This is a genomic window from Nocardia sp. NPDC055053 (genome assembly GCF_053608285.1).
This window is the reverse complement of record NZ_JBSGVD010000052.1, coordinates 1-12,748: the sequence shown is the minus strand read 5'-3', so window position 1 is coordinate 12,748 and position 12,748 is coordinate 1. Positions and strand designations below refer to the sequence as shown.

Below are 12,748 nucleotides of genomic sequence, written 5' to 3'. Positions count from 1 at the left end.
GCCCCGGTCGCTGCGGGTGGTGATCGCCGAGGACAGCGCCATCCTGCGGGACGGTCTGGCCGGACTGCTGACCGAACGCGGCCACGAGGTGGTCGCGATGGTCGGCGACGCGACGTCTTTGCGCGAGGTGGTCGGCACTCAGCGGCCCGACGTCGCGGTGGTGGACGTGCGGATGCCGCCCACGTTCACCGACGAGGGACTGCTGGCCGCGATCGAACTGCGCCGGGCGTACCCGGATGTCGGTGTGCTCGTCTTTTCCCAGTGGATCGAAACCCGGTACGCGACAGAACTCCTCGCCGCGGGTGCCGGTGGGGTCGGCTACCTGCTCAAGGATCGGGTTGCCGATGTCGCCGATTTCGTCGACGCGCTGCACCGGGTCGCGACCGGCGGCACCGCACTCGACCCGGAGGTGGTGAAGCAACTGATGGGCGCGTCCCGGCAGCAGGACTCGCTGGCCCGGCTCACTCCCCGCGAGCGTGAGGTCCTCGAACTGATGGCACAGGGCCTGACGAACAGCGCGATCGCCGCCGCCATCACCGTCACCGAGCGCGCGGTCGAGAAGCACATCGGCAATATCTTCACCAAACTAGACCTGCCGCCCTCCGACACCCATCACCGCAGAGTGCTCGCGGTCCTGCGCCTGCGCGGGTGACAGGCCGACGGAGCCCGGCAGGGACCCGGCCGTCAGTGCGCAGCGTTGCCGTCGTATTCGAAGGCGATCGTCCGGGTCGCGACGTCGGCCACCGCGAGGCGCACGGAGACATGTTCGCCTTCCGGCGGCTTTCCCTCGCATCGGCCGAGAATCGGGGGGTCGGCGACGAAGATCTCGGCGGGCCTGCTGCCGTTGGCCTCGCGCAGGACGAGGGCGGAGAACTCGGCGCCGATCCGGGGTGCCAGGACGGTCGCCTCGGTCAGGTCGACGCACGCCCTGTCCACCTTGCCGGCGACAGAGTCGGTGCGGCGCAGGGTTTCGGCCGCGGGGCCGAGTCCGTCGACCACCCACTGCGGCACGTCGGTGCCGGCGCAGTGGGCCAGGCAGATCTCGGTGGTGAACCTGTCGGCCAGGCGGCGCAGCGGGGCCGTCACGTGGGCGTAGGGGGCGCCGATCGCGCTGTGGGTCAGCTGGTCTTCGGTCGGGTTGTCGAGGTCGCCGAGCATCGTGTAGCTCGCGCCGCGCAGCAGGCTCGTGGCCTCCGACATCAGGACCAGGCCGGCGGGGGTGTTCGCGTCGAGACCTGCCAGCAGCCGGCCGACGGGCATGTCGGCGGGCCAGGAGACGCCGAGGGCCGCCGCGGTGCGCCGCATCGACGCGATCGCGCTCTCGGGTGGCGGCGGCATGGTGCGCAGCAGGCCGATCCGGCTGCCGTTGTGCTCCAGCATGATCCGGGCCGCGCACATGCCGGTGAGCAGCGAGACCTGTTCGTTCCAGTCGTCCGCCGCGGTTCGTGGTTCCAGCTCGAGCCGCCAGTTGTCACCGTGGCGCACCACGTCCTGGGCGGGCAGGCGCAGCGAGATCGCGCCCTGATCGAGTCCCGCTTCGATCCGCAGCCGCCCGAACTCGGGCAGCGCGATCAGGGACGGGTGCAGCGTCCCGGCGTCGGCGGCGGCCTGCACCTGCGCGTAGTCGAATCGTTCCCGGGAGCGCACCAGTGCGCGCGTCACCGAGAAGCTCTGCGGGACAGCCTTGTCGTTCAGTTCGATGGTCCACAGCGCGGCGGGCCGGTCGACGCCGGGTAGCAGGCTGGCGCTGCCCTCGGACAGCACCGTCGGGTGCAGGGGGACGTTGCCGTCGGGCAGGTAGAAGGTCTGGCCGCGCGCTTCGGATTCGCGGGCGAGCGCACCGCCCGGCACGATCACGGCGCCGAGGTCGGCGATCGCGTAATGCAGGGTGAAGCCGGTGGGGGTGCGTGCGATGTGCAGCGCCTGGTCCAGATCCATGGCGCTGGGCGGGTCGATGGTGACGAACTCGATGTCGGTCCGGTCGACCCTGGTACCCGCGAACGCGTCGACCGCGTCGCGGGCCTCCGAGACGGCCTCGGCGGGATAATCCGAGGCCAGCCCGAATTCGGAACGGATGGCGCCGAAGTCGACCGGCGCCGAGACGATCCGCTGATGGAGTTCCATTCTGGCAGGTTAGCGACTGACTACTGCAGTGCCAGCATGGTGCCGTTGAGCTGATCGAACGGGCCGTACACGGTGAAGGTGACCCGGCCGTTGGGAACCGACGACGACACGGCCGCCGCCGCGTCGAGCGCCTGGCCGAACGAGGCCGCCGAGGGGTGCGGCAGACCGGCGACGGTCAGACCGAACCGGGTCTGGTTGACCCAGGCGGTATCGGCCGGGCTGAGGTCGACCTGGACCCCACCCGACAGCGGGGTCACCGCGACCGCGCTCGCCGACCCGGCACCCAGCGAGGTGAAAACCGCAGCGGCTCCGGCGATCAGTGCACCGGCGACAATGGAACGAACTACCCGCATGTAAATGTGACCTGCTTCCGCGATCGAATGTGATGGGCCCGCGCCCGTGGGCATCGAGCCCTGCCGACGGCGCCCACTCTATGACCTCGCTCACGATCCCGGCGAGTTCCCGCGCATTTTCGCCGTGACGGCGTTGCCTCCCGTTAACCACACGGGAGGCGGCTTGTTTTCTGGGGCGCTAGCATCCCGCTGCGTGAGTAGAACTACCGCCGCCATCGCGGCCAGCGCCACCGTCTTCGCCCTGCTTCTGGCCGGCTGCGGCGACGACTCGTCCTCCACTGCCGCCTCCTCCTCGTCCGCCGCCCCGACCGCGCAGGTCGACTCGGGCAAGGCGGGCATGTTCGTGGTGAGCTACCGCAACGCGTTCCCGAAGCTGGCCGAGGGCCGCGACGACGCCGCGGTCAGTGGTGTGCTGACCCAGACCTGCGGCGAGATCAAGGCGGGCAAGCCGGAGTCCGACGTCGTCGCCTCGATCGTGCAGAGCTCCAAGAACGGCGCGACGGCCGCGACCACCGAAGAGGCGCAGGCGATCTTCCAGATGGCCAAGCTGATGTGCTGACGGGAATTCCCGGCTCGACGCGGCGGCGGTTCCCTCTCGGGACCGCCGCCTCGTCGTTCGGCGGAGGCGGACGAGCCGGCCTGTAAGCCGGATCCTGTCCCCGGTTCGCACCGGGGGGCGACCATCCATCTGGACACACCGTTGCCGGGTGCCTCGAGCGGTCCACCCGCAGGCTCGGGCGAGCAGCCCTCGAACACCTGCGCAGCCGCACCGCGAGGTGCGACCTTCGACCTTGCTCCGGGCGGGGTTTACCGAGCCGCCCCGGTCACCCGGGGCGCTGGTGCGCTCTTACCGCACCGTTTCACCCTTACCGCACATGTGCGGCGGTCTGTTTTCTGTGGCACTGTCCCGCGGGTCACCCCGGGTTGCCGTTAGCAACCGCCCTGCTCTGTGGAGTCCGGACTTTCCTCGGCAGCGAGCAGCGGCACCTTCGCACCCGTTCTCGTCGCCGCGGTCGCCCGGCCGACTCGTCCGCTCGTACAGAGTACTCGGTACGGTAATCACCCATGGAACGTGTCGACGTCAGTTTCCCCTCGGGTGACCAGCAGTGCGCTGCCTGGCTCTACCTGCCCGACGGTGCGCCCCGGCCGCGCCCGCTGGTGATCATGGGACACGGGCTGGGGGCAACCCGCGAAATGGGGTTGGATCGGTATGCGCGGCGGTTCGTCGCGGCGGGAATGGGGGTGCTGGCGTTCGACTACCGGCATTTCGGGGCCAGCGAGGGTGACCCGCGCCAGGTGGTCAGCATCGCCCGCCAGCGGCAGGACTGGAAGGCCGCAATCGCCTACGGGCGCAGTATCCGTGGGTTCGACGCGACCCGGATCGCGTTGTGGGGCACCTCGTTCGGCGGTGGGCACGTGCTGTCCGTCGCGCCCGACGACGACTACCTCGCCGCGGTGGTCGCGCAGGTGCCGTTCACCAGCGGGTGGGCCTCGGCGATGGCGAAGGGACCGATCAGCGTCACCAAGGTCGTCACCATCGCGGCCACCGACCTGCTGTTCGGCCCGATCCGGCGCAAGCCGGTGCGGATCCGGCTGGCCGGCCGCAAGCGCGCCGCGGCGCTGATGAGCGCGCCCGACGTGCCGGAGGGGTTCGGCAGGCTGGCCGAGGAGAGCGCGACCTATCAGCCGAAAGTCGGTGCGCGGGTGGCCTTCTCGACCTTGTTCGACCGCCCCGGCCGACGCGCGAAGGCGCTGAAGGTACCGGTGTTCTACGCGATCGCCGAGAACGATTCGATCGCGCCGCCCGCCCCGACCCACAAGGCCGCCGAACGCACCAAGCACGCGGTGGTCAAGCAGTACCCGGTCGGCCATTTCGACGTGTACTTCGACGACGTGTTCGAGCAGGTCGTGCGCGATCAGACCGACTTCCTGGTGTCCGTCCTGCGCCCGTGATCGGTGGGGCACCATGGATGCCATGGAACAGCTCAGCTCGCGCACGATCTACACCAATCCGTGGATGCGGCTGCGGGAGGACACCATTCGCCGCTCCGACGGCTCTGTCGGGATCTACGGCGTGGTCGACAAGGTCGATTGGGCGATGGTGATCCCGTTCGACGGGGCGGGGTTCCATCTCGTCGAGCAGTACAGATACCCGCTGGGCAAGCGCTGCTGGGAGTTCCCCGCAGGCACCCCGCCGCAGGGCACCGCACCGACCCCGGTCGAGCTGGCGCACAACGAATTGCGCGAGGAAACGGGGCTGCGAGCCGACCGGATGACCCTGCTCGGCACGCTGGCCTCGGCCCCCTGTTCGAGCAGCCAGCGCGGCCACTGCTTCCTCGCCACCGACCTCACCCCGGGCGAACCACAGCGCGAGCCCGAGGAACAGGACATGCGCACCGCCTGGTTCTCCCGCGCCCAGTTCGAGGCGATGATCCTGCGCGGCGAGATCGTCGACTCACAATCGGTGGCCGCCTACGGCCTGCTGCTCATGCACGAACGCGGCCTCAGCTCCCCGGCAGACAGCGTTCACGTGCCGGGCTGAGCACTGGGTGCCGTGCATGAAGCCGTCGAAGCCTTCCTGCATGACCGTCGCCAATTCCGCACGGCCCTGAAAGAACTCGCCGATCACGGAGACGAAATCGGCATCCTCGTGAAGGTGGCGGCGAATGCGGTGCCGTCACCGGCGGCCCAGGCGGCGGACTGGGTAGCCAGCAGCTGCCGCATCACGCTGACCGAGTTCAGAGCAGCAGGCGCATCTCGAATTCCATTCGAGGGTCGCCCGGCTCGACCGGCCCGCGCCGCCCGGTCGGCACGAATCCGTGTCGCCGGTACAACTTCTCGGCGGCGGTATTGCCCTCGGTCACGTCAAGGCGCACCACCGCACAGCCCCGCGCGACCGCCCAGCTCACTGCCGCGTCGATCAGCAGATCCGAGACACCGCGGCCGCGGGCACGCGGATCCACCCACATCGAGATCAGGTGGGCGCGCGCCGCATCGGTGGTCACTCCCACCGTGCCCACCGTCTGGGTGCCTGCCGTCGCCGCGAACTGCGCTCGCGCCCGCAGCACGTCCCGCCAGTCGTGCGCGGTCCGTGCCAGCGCCTGCTCGATGGTCTGGCCGAACGCCGTCGGCGCGTCGCGCAGCGCGCGCAACCGCACCTCGCGGAACACCGCCCACTCGTCGGGTTCCAGCCGTCTGATTCCGACCGCGCCCTCAGGTTCCCCCATGACTGAGATTCCAGCACGCCCTCCGGCGCCGGGCAACGCGATTTCGGGCCGGGAACGACGACAGGGGCGCATCACCGGGTGGGTGATGCGCCCCTGGGGTCGAGCTGGATCAGATCGGCTGGAAGCCCGCGCCGACGCCGCCTGCCCGGTTCAGCACATCGAGGATGACCCCGATGGGCTGGAAGTAGGCGGGCGAGTGGATCGGGTTGGCGCCGCCGGTGCACGGGACGTCGAAGTCGAGCGGGCCGAGGCCGGTGAGCCTGCCCTGGTTCATGCCGACCAGGCGGTCGCCGACGACGACCGGGCCGCCGGAGTCGCCCGGCTGCGAGCAGTACTGGTTGATCGAGGTGCCTTCGAGCTCACCCCACACCACGCCGCAGCTGCGGCCGCTGGTGCGCCCGTCCGAGCACACCGTGGTGCCGGGGCCGGGCGGGCCGCCGATGCCGGCGACCGTGGTCTGGCCGACGGTGCGGACCGGCAGGACCTTCGACGCATCCAGCTGCAGGACAGCGAAATCCAGGTAGTCGCCGTCGTCGGAGAAGGCGACGGTGCCGATGACACCCGCGTTCAGCGCCTGCTCGGCGCCGACCCGCGCCCCCGTCGGCGCGCAGTGCCCCGCGGTGAGACCGACAAGGCGGCCCGCGTTGTCATGGCCGATGGCGGTCAGCGAGCAACCGGAGTTGTTGTCGAAGACGATGCCCGAGGCCGCGCCGAGCACCACGCTCGGATCGGCCGACACGCTGCCCGCACCAGCGGAGAGCGCCCCCGCGATGGCCGCTCCGAGCGCCGCCATCCGTAGAAACCTCATCAAGTACCTTTCTCGATGGCTGCGGCATTCCGCACGCCCGAGTACCTTTCGGGCGCAGGGGCGTCGTCGTTACGCCGACCGCGAACCGGGGCGACCGTACCGCGCCCCGGCGACAAGCGGCTAGCTCACAGGTAGGAAACGTCGTTGACGAGGCGGACAGAGGCGCCGCCGTCGGGGTAGAACTCGGCGATGCACAGCGACGCCAGGTCCAGGTGCAGGCGGTACAGCAGCGACGGGCCGACGCCGAGCGCCAGCTGCAGCAGCGTCTTGATCGGGGTGACATGGCTGACCACGACGACGTTCTCGCCCGGGTACAGCGCGACCAGATCCCGGCGCACGCCCTCGACGCGCTCGCGCACCTGATCGAAGCTCTCGCCGCCGGGGGCGGGGATCGACGGGTCGCCGAGCCAGTCCGTGTGCAGCTGCGGATCGCGCTGGGCCGCCTCGGTGAAGGTGAGACCCTCCCAGTCGCCGAAATCGGTTTCGATGAGTCCGTCCAGGACGCGCAGCGGAACGTCGAGCGCCCCGGCCGCGGCCTCGGCGGTGGCACGGGCGCGCTGTAGCGGTGAGGTGACGACGGCGGCGATATCACCTTTGGCGGCAAGCATTTTCGCGGCGCGCTCGGCCTGCTGGCGGCCGAGATCGGTGAGCGGCGGGTTACCGCGACCGGAGTAGCGGCGCTCGATCGACAGCTCGGTCTGGCCGTGGCGCAGCAGCAACAGCCTCGTCGGCCTGCCGAGCGCGCCGGTCCAGCCGGGAGCATTGATCGAAACCGGCTGTGCCGCAGTGGTTTCACCATCGAGTGCCGGGTCAGCCGCGGGCGCTACCGCGCCGGTATCGGCCTGCTCGCTCGCCCTGGCACCCGCAGCGGGTACGGCCACCTGGTCGCCCGGGGCGTGCCCGGCGGAGACGGCTTCGCGGACGGTGCCGACGACGGCGCCGTCGTCCATCGCCTCGTTCGCCAGCCGGTCGGCATGGGAGTTCTCGGCGCGTGGAATCCAGGTGAAGCTCACCCGGTCGAAGCCGGCGACGAGCGCCCGCGCCTGTTCGGCGAGCGGAATCATCGACGGGTGCTTCACTTTCCAGCGTCCCGCCATCTGCTCGACGACGAGCTTGGAGTCCATCCGCACCGCGACCACCCGCGCGCCGAGCTCGGCCGAAGCCGCCAGACCGGCGATGAGACCGCGATATTCGGCCACATTGTTGGTGGCGACGCCGATGTATTCCTTGCGCTCGGCGAGCACCCGCACATGATCGGCGGCGAAGACCACCGCGCCGTAGCCCGCCGGGCCCGGATTGCCGCGCGAGCCACCATCGGCCTCGACGATCACCTCGTGCACGCTCATCGGCGCACCGATCCGGTCACAGCCCCGATTCCTTGGTACGCACCATGATCGCGCCGCATTCGGGGCAGCGGACCACGGCGTCGGGCGCGGCCTTGGCGATGCGCTGCATCTCACCGCGATCGATCTCGATCCGGCACGCGCCGCAGCGGCGGGCCTGCAGCAGGCCGGCGCCGACGCCGTGCGCCGAACGCTGCTTGTCGTAGACAGCGAGCAGTTCACCGGGGAACAGGCCGATCAGCCCGTCCCGGTCCTTCTCGCACCGCTGCTGCGCCACGTCGAGATCGGCCAGCGCCTCGTCGCGCAGGCGCTCGGCGTCGGCCAGGTCCTGATCGGCCTTGCTCAGGCGGGCGCCCGCGTGGTCGTGGTCGGCGGCCATGGCTTCGCGCTGCTCCATCACGGTCAGCAGCTCGTCCTCGAGCACCGAGCGGCGACGCTCCAGGCTGCCCAGTTCGTGCTGGATCTCCGCGAGCTGCTTGACGGCGACGGTGCCCTCGTCGAGCATGCCGCGGTCGCGGTCCTCGCGCTTGCGGACTGCGTCGACCTCACCCTCGAGCTTGCGGATGTCGCGATCCAGATCGTCGATGCCGATCTCCACCGCGACGGCCGCGTCCTTGTAGCCGTTGCGCTCGGCCGCCAGGCGCGCCACCTCCTGCTGCTCGGGCAGCGCGCCCCTGCGGTGCGCGATCCGCGTCAACTCGGCATCGACAGTGGCGAGCTGCAGCAGCTTGGACTGGACCGACGGTTCGACATTCAACGCGCACGAACTCCTGAACAGTGGACGGATGGGTTGGTCAACCGTACCGCGCCGCGGGGGTTGCGCACGCCATGACCCGAGGACTGCCGTCGCGCAGTCCGTCGACGTGGGCGTGGGTCAGCCGGTGACCGTCCACGGGTCGGTGCGCAGGGCGGACACCCGGGTGGTCAGGCCGGGGAGAGCGGTGCGGACGATCTGCTCGGCCTGACCGCACCACGGGAATTCGGTGGCCCAGTGGGCCGCGTCGATGAGGGCGGGGCCGCCGCGGCGGAGGTGTTCGTCGACGGGGTGGTGGCGCAGGTCGGAGGTGAGGTAGGCGTCGACGCCGGCGCGGACGGCCGCGTTCAGATAGGAGTCGCCCGCGCCGCCGCAGACGGCCACCCGCTCGACGACGCGATCGGGGTCACCGGCGGCGCGGACGCCCCAGACGGTGCGCGGCAGGCCGACGCCGACGCGGGCGGTGAATTCGCGCAGGGTTTCGGGCTCGGGGAGTTCGCCGATGCGGCCGATGCCGAGCGAGGACGGCAGCGGTGCGCGTTCGGTGACGTGGTAGGCGGGTTCCTCGTACGGGTGGGCCGCGCGCAGGGCCGCCAGGACGGCCAGGCGCGAGGTCGGCGCCGCGACCACCTCGACCGCGTCCTCGGTGACGGTCTCGACCGTGCCGACCACGCCGAGCGCCGGATTCGCGCCGGGCAGCGGGCGGAACTGGCCGGTGCCCGCGGTGTACCAGGCGGCTTCGCGGTAGTCGCCGATCGCGCCCGCGCCCGCGGTGAACAACGCCGACATGAGCGAGGCGGTGTGGGTCTGCGGGACCTGGATCACCCATTTGTCCACGGAGGCAACCGGTTTGGGGTCCAGTGGACCGGTGACGGTGAGGCCGACGGCGGCGGCCAGCGCGTCGGAGACACCGGGGTCGGCGGAGTCGGCGTTGGTGTGCGCGGAGAACAGGGCGCAGCCGGAGCGGATCAACCGGTGCAGCAGAGCACCTTTGGGCGTATCGGCGGCGACGGTGTCGACCCCGCGCAGCAGCAGCGGGTGGTGCACGACCAATGCCTGTGCACCCCACTCGATCGCCTCGTCGACCACGGCGGCGGTGGCGTCGACAGCGAACACCACCTTGGTGACCTCCTGCGCCGGCTCACCGCACACGAGCCCGACCGAATCCCACGATTCGGCCAGCCTCGGCGGATACGCCGCGTCGAGCACCCCGATCAGTTCGGCCAGGTCGGTCACCGCCGCCTCCTTCGTTCCGTTGACATGCCCGTCACCGTCGGGGTGACGGGATCACCTTGCACCACAACGATGTCCGCCGTTTTCCGGCCCTGGCCGACTCGCCGACCCCGGCCGGTACGGAGCGAGTGGACGCCAGGCTCCGCTGGCGGATCGATTCCCGGACGCCGTCGGCACCGACCTGCACCGAGGCGATATCACCCCGCCGCTGATCCGACGTCGAAACCGGCGTGCGGGGTTCGGCAGGCGCGCTCACCACAGCACGGCCCGCAGACCTTCGATCAACCGGTCGACTTCCGACGGGCCGCGTACGGCTACGCGCAGGTGGTCGGGGCCGAGGCCGGGGAACGTGTCAGCACGACGGACAGCGATGCCACGGTCGGCGAGGCGCTTGCGCACCAAGGCGCCGTCAGGGACGCGCAGGAGCAGGAAAGGTCCGTCCGCCGGGGTGTGGACGTCGATGCCGAGGGCGGTGAGGCGGTCGATCATGGCGGCACGCTCGACGGCGATCTGGCGTGCGTCGCGCTGGGACTCGACGACAGCCGACGGTGCGGCGGTGGCGATGATCGCCTCGAGCTGAAGGGTGCCCAGCGGCCAGTGCGGACGCCCGTGGGTCAGCCGGGTCAGCACCTCCGGCGCGCCGAGGGCATAACCGCAGCGCAGTCCGGCCAGCGCCCACGTCTTGGTGAGGCTGCGGAGCACGATCACGTCGGGTGCGGACAGCCCAGCCAGCGATTCCGGTTCGGCGTGCAGCGTGGGCTCGGCGGGGTCCGGGATGACCACGTCAGCGAAGGCTTCGTCGACGACGACGAGGCGACCCGGCCGCCGCAACGCCTGGATGGTGGCGGCGGGGTGCAGGATCGAAGTGGGGTTGGTGGGGTTGCCGACCACGACGAGATCGGCTTCCTCGGGGACCAGCGCGGGGTCGAGCGTGTACGGGCGTTCCAGGATCACCCGCGTCACCGGGACGCCTGCCTCCCGCAGTGCCAGTTCGGGCTCGGTGAACGACGGGTGGATGACCGCGGCCAGGCGCGGAGCCAGCCGGGGCAGCATGGCGAACCCTTCGGCGGCGCCTGCCAGCAGCAGCACCTCGTCGGGGGTGCGGCCGTGGCGGGCGGCGACGGCGGCGCGGGCGGCGGCTTCGTCTTCGGCGCTCGGGTAGCGGCCGAGGTCGTCCAGGCGGGCGGCGAGGCGATCGCGCAGCCAGGCCGGCGGGGCGGCGCCGCGGACGTTCACCGCGAAATCGAGCATCCCAGGGCGCGCTTCCACGTCGCCGTGGTGGCGCAGCATCGCGGGGTCGACGGAGTCCTGGAACACAGTTGAACACCCTACGTGGCGGCAATTCGGCGGCTCGGGCGAGAATGGCTCCGTGGGACAGCTGCACGTGTCATTCATCTGCACAGGAAACATCTGCCGCTCGCCGATGGCGGCGAAGATGTTCGAGGCGCATCTGTACCGTGCCGGTCTCGCGAACCGGGTACGGGTGACCAGCGCGGGCACCGGATCGTGGCATGTCGGCGATCCGGCCGATCCGCGTACCGAGACGACGCTGCGCCACGCCGGCTACCCCACCGACCACATCGCGGCCACCTTCGGTCCCGAGCATCGTGACGCCGACCTGATCGTCGCCCTCGACACCGGGCACGACCGGGAGCTGGCCCACCGCGGCGTGCCCACCGAACAGCGCAGGCTGCTGCGCAGCTTCGATCCCGCCGCCGACGGCCGCGACGTGCCCGACCCGTACTACGGCGATCAGTCCGACTTCGACCTGGTCCGCGATCAGATCGAAGCCGCCGTCCCCGGTCTGCTCGACTGGGTGCGGGCCGAACTCGACGCCCGCACCCCCGCCGACGCGCGACGCTGATGCGCAAACTCACGTTCCTGCTGCGCCCCAGCTGGCTCATCCTCGCCGTGATCGTCGCGGCGTTCGCCTACCTGTGCTTCACCGTCCTCGCGCCGTGGCAGCTGGGCAAGAACACCAGCACCGAGCACCGCAACCAGCTGATCGCCGACTCCGTGCAGGCCGACCCGGTGGACGTGGCCAGCGTTCTCGACGGCGACCCGACCGCGCACACCGAATGGCGCAAGGTCACCGCGAGCGGCACCTACGTCCCGGACTCGACCGTCCTGGTGCGCCTGCGTCATCTCGACGGCGCCCCCGGCTACGCCGTCCTCGACGCCTTCCGCCTGGCCGACGGCCGCACCCTGCTCGTCGACCGCGGCCTGGTCGCCGCCGTCGACGGCACCCGTCCCCCGGCCATCGCCGCGCCCCCGACCGGCCCCCAGCGCCTCGAAGCCCGCGTGCGCGCCTCCGAAGGCGTGGTCGCGGACAAACCGCCGAGCACCCAGGACGGCTACCGCCAGGTCTACACCGTCGACACCGGCCAGGAATCCACCGTCCTCGGCACCCAGCTCACCGATATCCCCACCGGCACGGACAAGGGCGGCTACCTCCAACTGGCCGATGGCCAGCCCGGCGCCTTCACCCCCAGCCCGCTCCCCCAACTCGACGCGGGCCCCTACCTCTCCTACGGCCTCCAATGGCTGGCCTTCGGCATCATGGCCCCCCTCGGCCTCGGCTACTTCGTCGTCGCCGAACTCCGCGCCCGCCGCCGCGACCGCACCGGTACGGAAGGCACCTCGACCACCGAGACCACCCCGGCCGACGAGCAGGCCACCCCGGCCCCGCCGACGACCGAAGCGCGCCTGGCCGACCGCTACGGCCGCAACCGCTGACGCCGACACGACCTGCTCGACCACACCGGCATGCGGCGACATACCGCACTCCCAGCCCCGCACCACAACTCAAGTCCGCCATGACCGCACTCCCAGCCCCGCACGACCCGACCTCGAGGAGGGTCCGGCCGCGCAGCGGCCGGTTCGCGGCCGTCCCGCCGATGAGAGGC

The 12,748-nt window shown here is 71.0% G+C and carries 14 protein-coding genes and 1 other RNA gene; 6 read left to right on the top strand and 9 right to left on the bottom strand.

Going from position 1 to position 12,748, the window contains the following annotated elements:
- Window positions 1–10: 10 nt before the first annotated feature.
- A complete protein-coding gene (locus tag ACWF82_RS31675) occupies window positions 11–652 on the top strand; it encodes a response regulator (RefSeq protein WP_452507210.1) in 642 nt (213 codons plus the stop codon).
- A gap of 32 nt (window positions 653–684) precedes the next feature.
- Here the strand turns inward: ACWF82_RS31675 and ACWF82_RS31670 are convergent, their stop codons facing one another.
- The gene (locus tag ACWF82_RS31670; RefSeq protein ID WP_452507181.1) at window positions 685–2,124 is read right to left on the bottom strand and encodes an RNB domain-containing ribonuclease; all 1,440 of its coding nucleotides are present in this window, start codon (window positions 2,122–2,124) and stop codon (window positions 685–687) included.
- Window positions 2,125–2,144: 20 nt separating this feature from the next.
- On the bottom strand, window positions 2,145–2,477 hold the full coding sequence (locus tag ACWF82_RS31665) for a hypothetical protein (protein WP_452507179.1): 333 nt from the start codon (window positions 2,475–2,477) through the stop codon (window positions 2,145–2,147).
- A gap of 193 nt (window positions 2,478–2,670) precedes the next feature.
- Here ACWF82_RS31665 and ACWF82_RS31660 point away from each other — a divergent pair, with 193 nt between their 5' ends.
- Complete coding sequence (locus tag ACWF82_RS31660) at window positions 2,671–3,036, top strand: hypothetical protein (RefSeq protein WP_452507177.1); 366 nt, start codon at window positions 2,671–2,673, stop codon at window positions 3,034–3,036.
- A 67-nt stretch (window positions 3,037–3,103) separates the two neighbouring features.
- On the opposite strand, the gene rnpB is transcribed toward ACWF82_RS31660, so the two are convergent.
- An RNA gene (rnpB, locus tag ACWF82_RS31655) (RNase P RNA component class A) lies at window positions 3,104–3,506 on the bottom strand.
- A 36-nt stretch (window positions 3,507–3,542) separates the two neighbouring features.
- Here rnpB and ACWF82_RS31650 point away from each other — a divergent pair.
- On the top strand, window positions 3,543–4,430 hold the full coding sequence (locus ACWF82_RS31650; protein ID WP_452507176.1) for an alpha/beta hydrolase: 888 nt from the start codon (window positions 3,543–3,545) through the stop codon (window positions 4,428–4,430).
- 13 nt (window positions 4,431–4,443) lie between these two features.
- Window positions 4,444–5,019 carry an NUDIX domain-containing protein gene (locus ACWF82_RS31645; protein WP_452507174.1) on the top strand — a complete coding sequence of 192 codons (576 nt, stop codon included), beginning with the start codon at window positions 4,444–4,446 and terminating at the stop codon, window positions 5,017–5,019.
- A gap of 196 nt (window positions 5,020–5,215) precedes the next feature.
- Here the strand turns inward: ACWF82_RS31645 and ACWF82_RS31640 are convergent, their stop codons facing one another.
- From ACWF82_RS31640 to cobC, 6 genes are all read right to left on the bottom strand, one after another.
- Window positions 5,216–5,704, bottom strand: coding sequence for a GNAT family N-acetyltransferase (locus ACWF82_RS31640; protein WP_452507172.1), 489 nt, complete (start codon window positions 5,702–5,704; stop codon window positions 5,216–5,218).
- Between the two features lie 109 nt (window positions 5,705–5,813).
- On the bottom strand, window positions 5,814–6,497 hold the full coding sequence (locus ACWF82_RS31635) for a hypothetical protein (protein ID WP_452507170.1): 684 nt from the start codon (window positions 6,495–6,497) through the stop codon (window positions 5,814–5,816).
- Window positions 6,498–6,637: 140 nt separating this feature from the next.
- Window positions 6,638–7,858, bottom strand: coding sequence for a bifunctional RNase H/acid phosphatase (locus ACWF82_RS31630; RefSeq protein WP_452507168.1), 1,221 nt, complete (start codon window positions 7,856–7,858; stop codon window positions 6,638–6,640).
- A 16-nt stretch (window positions 7,859–7,874) separates the two neighbouring features.
- Window positions 7,875–8,612, bottom strand: a complete 738-nt coding sequence (locus ACWF82_RS31625; RefSeq protein WP_452507167.1) for a zinc ribbon domain-containing protein — start codon at window positions 8,610–8,612, stop codon at window positions 7,875–7,877.
- 117 nt (window positions 8,613–8,729) lie between these two features.
- Complete coding sequence (locus tag ACWF82_RS31620) at window positions 8,730–9,845, bottom strand: Nif3-like dinuclear metal center hexameric protein (protein ID WP_452507165.1); 1,116 nt, start codon at window positions 9,843–9,845, stop codon at window positions 8,730–8,732.
- Window positions 9,846–10,094: 249 nt separating this feature from the next.
- Window positions 10,095–11,159: an Rv2231c family pyridoxal phosphate-dependent protein CobC gene (cobC, locus tag ACWF82_RS31615; protein WP_452507163.1), complete on the bottom strand. Its 1,065-nt coding sequence runs from the start codon at window positions 11,157–11,159 to the stop codon at window positions 10,095–10,097.
- Between the two features lie 52 nt (window positions 11,160–11,211).
- On the opposite strand from cobC, the gene ACWF82_RS31610 reads away from it, so the two are divergent.
- Both ACWF82_RS31610 and ACWF82_RS31605 read left to right on the top strand, forming a co-directional pair.
- On the top strand, window positions 11,212–11,706 hold the full coding sequence (locus ACWF82_RS31610; RefSeq protein WP_452507161.1) for a low molecular weight protein-tyrosine-phosphatase: 495 nt from the start codon (window positions 11,212–11,214) through the stop codon (window positions 11,704–11,706).
- Window positions 11,706–12,578, top strand: coding sequence for an SURF1 family cytochrome oxidase biogenesis protein (locus ACWF82_RS31605; protein WP_452507159.1), 873 nt, complete (start codon window positions 11,706–11,708; stop codon window positions 12,576–12,578). Before ACWF82_RS31610 ends, ACWF82_RS31605 begins: the two co-directional genes overlap by 1 nt.
- Window positions 12,579–12,748: the final 170 nt, after the last annotated feature.

Coding starts and splice junctions, on each gene's coding strand:
- ACWF82_RS31665 (WP_452507179.1), bottom strand. CDS start 2,477: ATGCGGGTAGTTCGTTCCATTGTCGCCGGTGCACTGATCGCCGGAGCC.
- ACWF82_RS31635 (WP_452507170.1), bottom strand. CDS start 6,497: ATGGCGGCGCTCGGAGCGGCCATCGCGGGGGCGCTCTCCGCTGGTGCG.
- ACWF82_RS31640 (WP_452507172.1), bottom strand. CDS start 5,704: ATGGGGGAACCTGAGGGCGCGGTCGGAATCAGACGGCTGGAACCCGAC.
- ACWF82_RS31650 (WP_452507176.1), top strand. CDS start 3,543: ATGGAACGTGTCGACGTCAGTTTCCCCTCGGGTGACCAGCAGTGCGCT.
- ACWF82_RS31630 (WP_452507168.1), bottom strand. CDS start 7,858: ATGAGCGTGCACGAGGTGATCGTCGAGGCCGATGGTGGCTCGCGCGGC.
- ACWF82_RS31670 (WP_452507181.1), bottom strand. CDS start 2,124: ATGGAACTCCATCAGCGGATCGTCTCGGCGCCGGTCGACTTCGGCGCC.
- ACWF82_RS31605 (WP_452507159.1), top strand. CDS start 11,706: ATGCGCAAACTCACGTTCCTGCTGCGCCCCAGCTGGCTCATCCTCGCC.
- ACWF82_RS31645 (WP_452507174.1), top strand. CDS start 4,444: ATGGATGCCATGGAACAGCTCAGCTCGCGCACGATCTACACCAATCCG.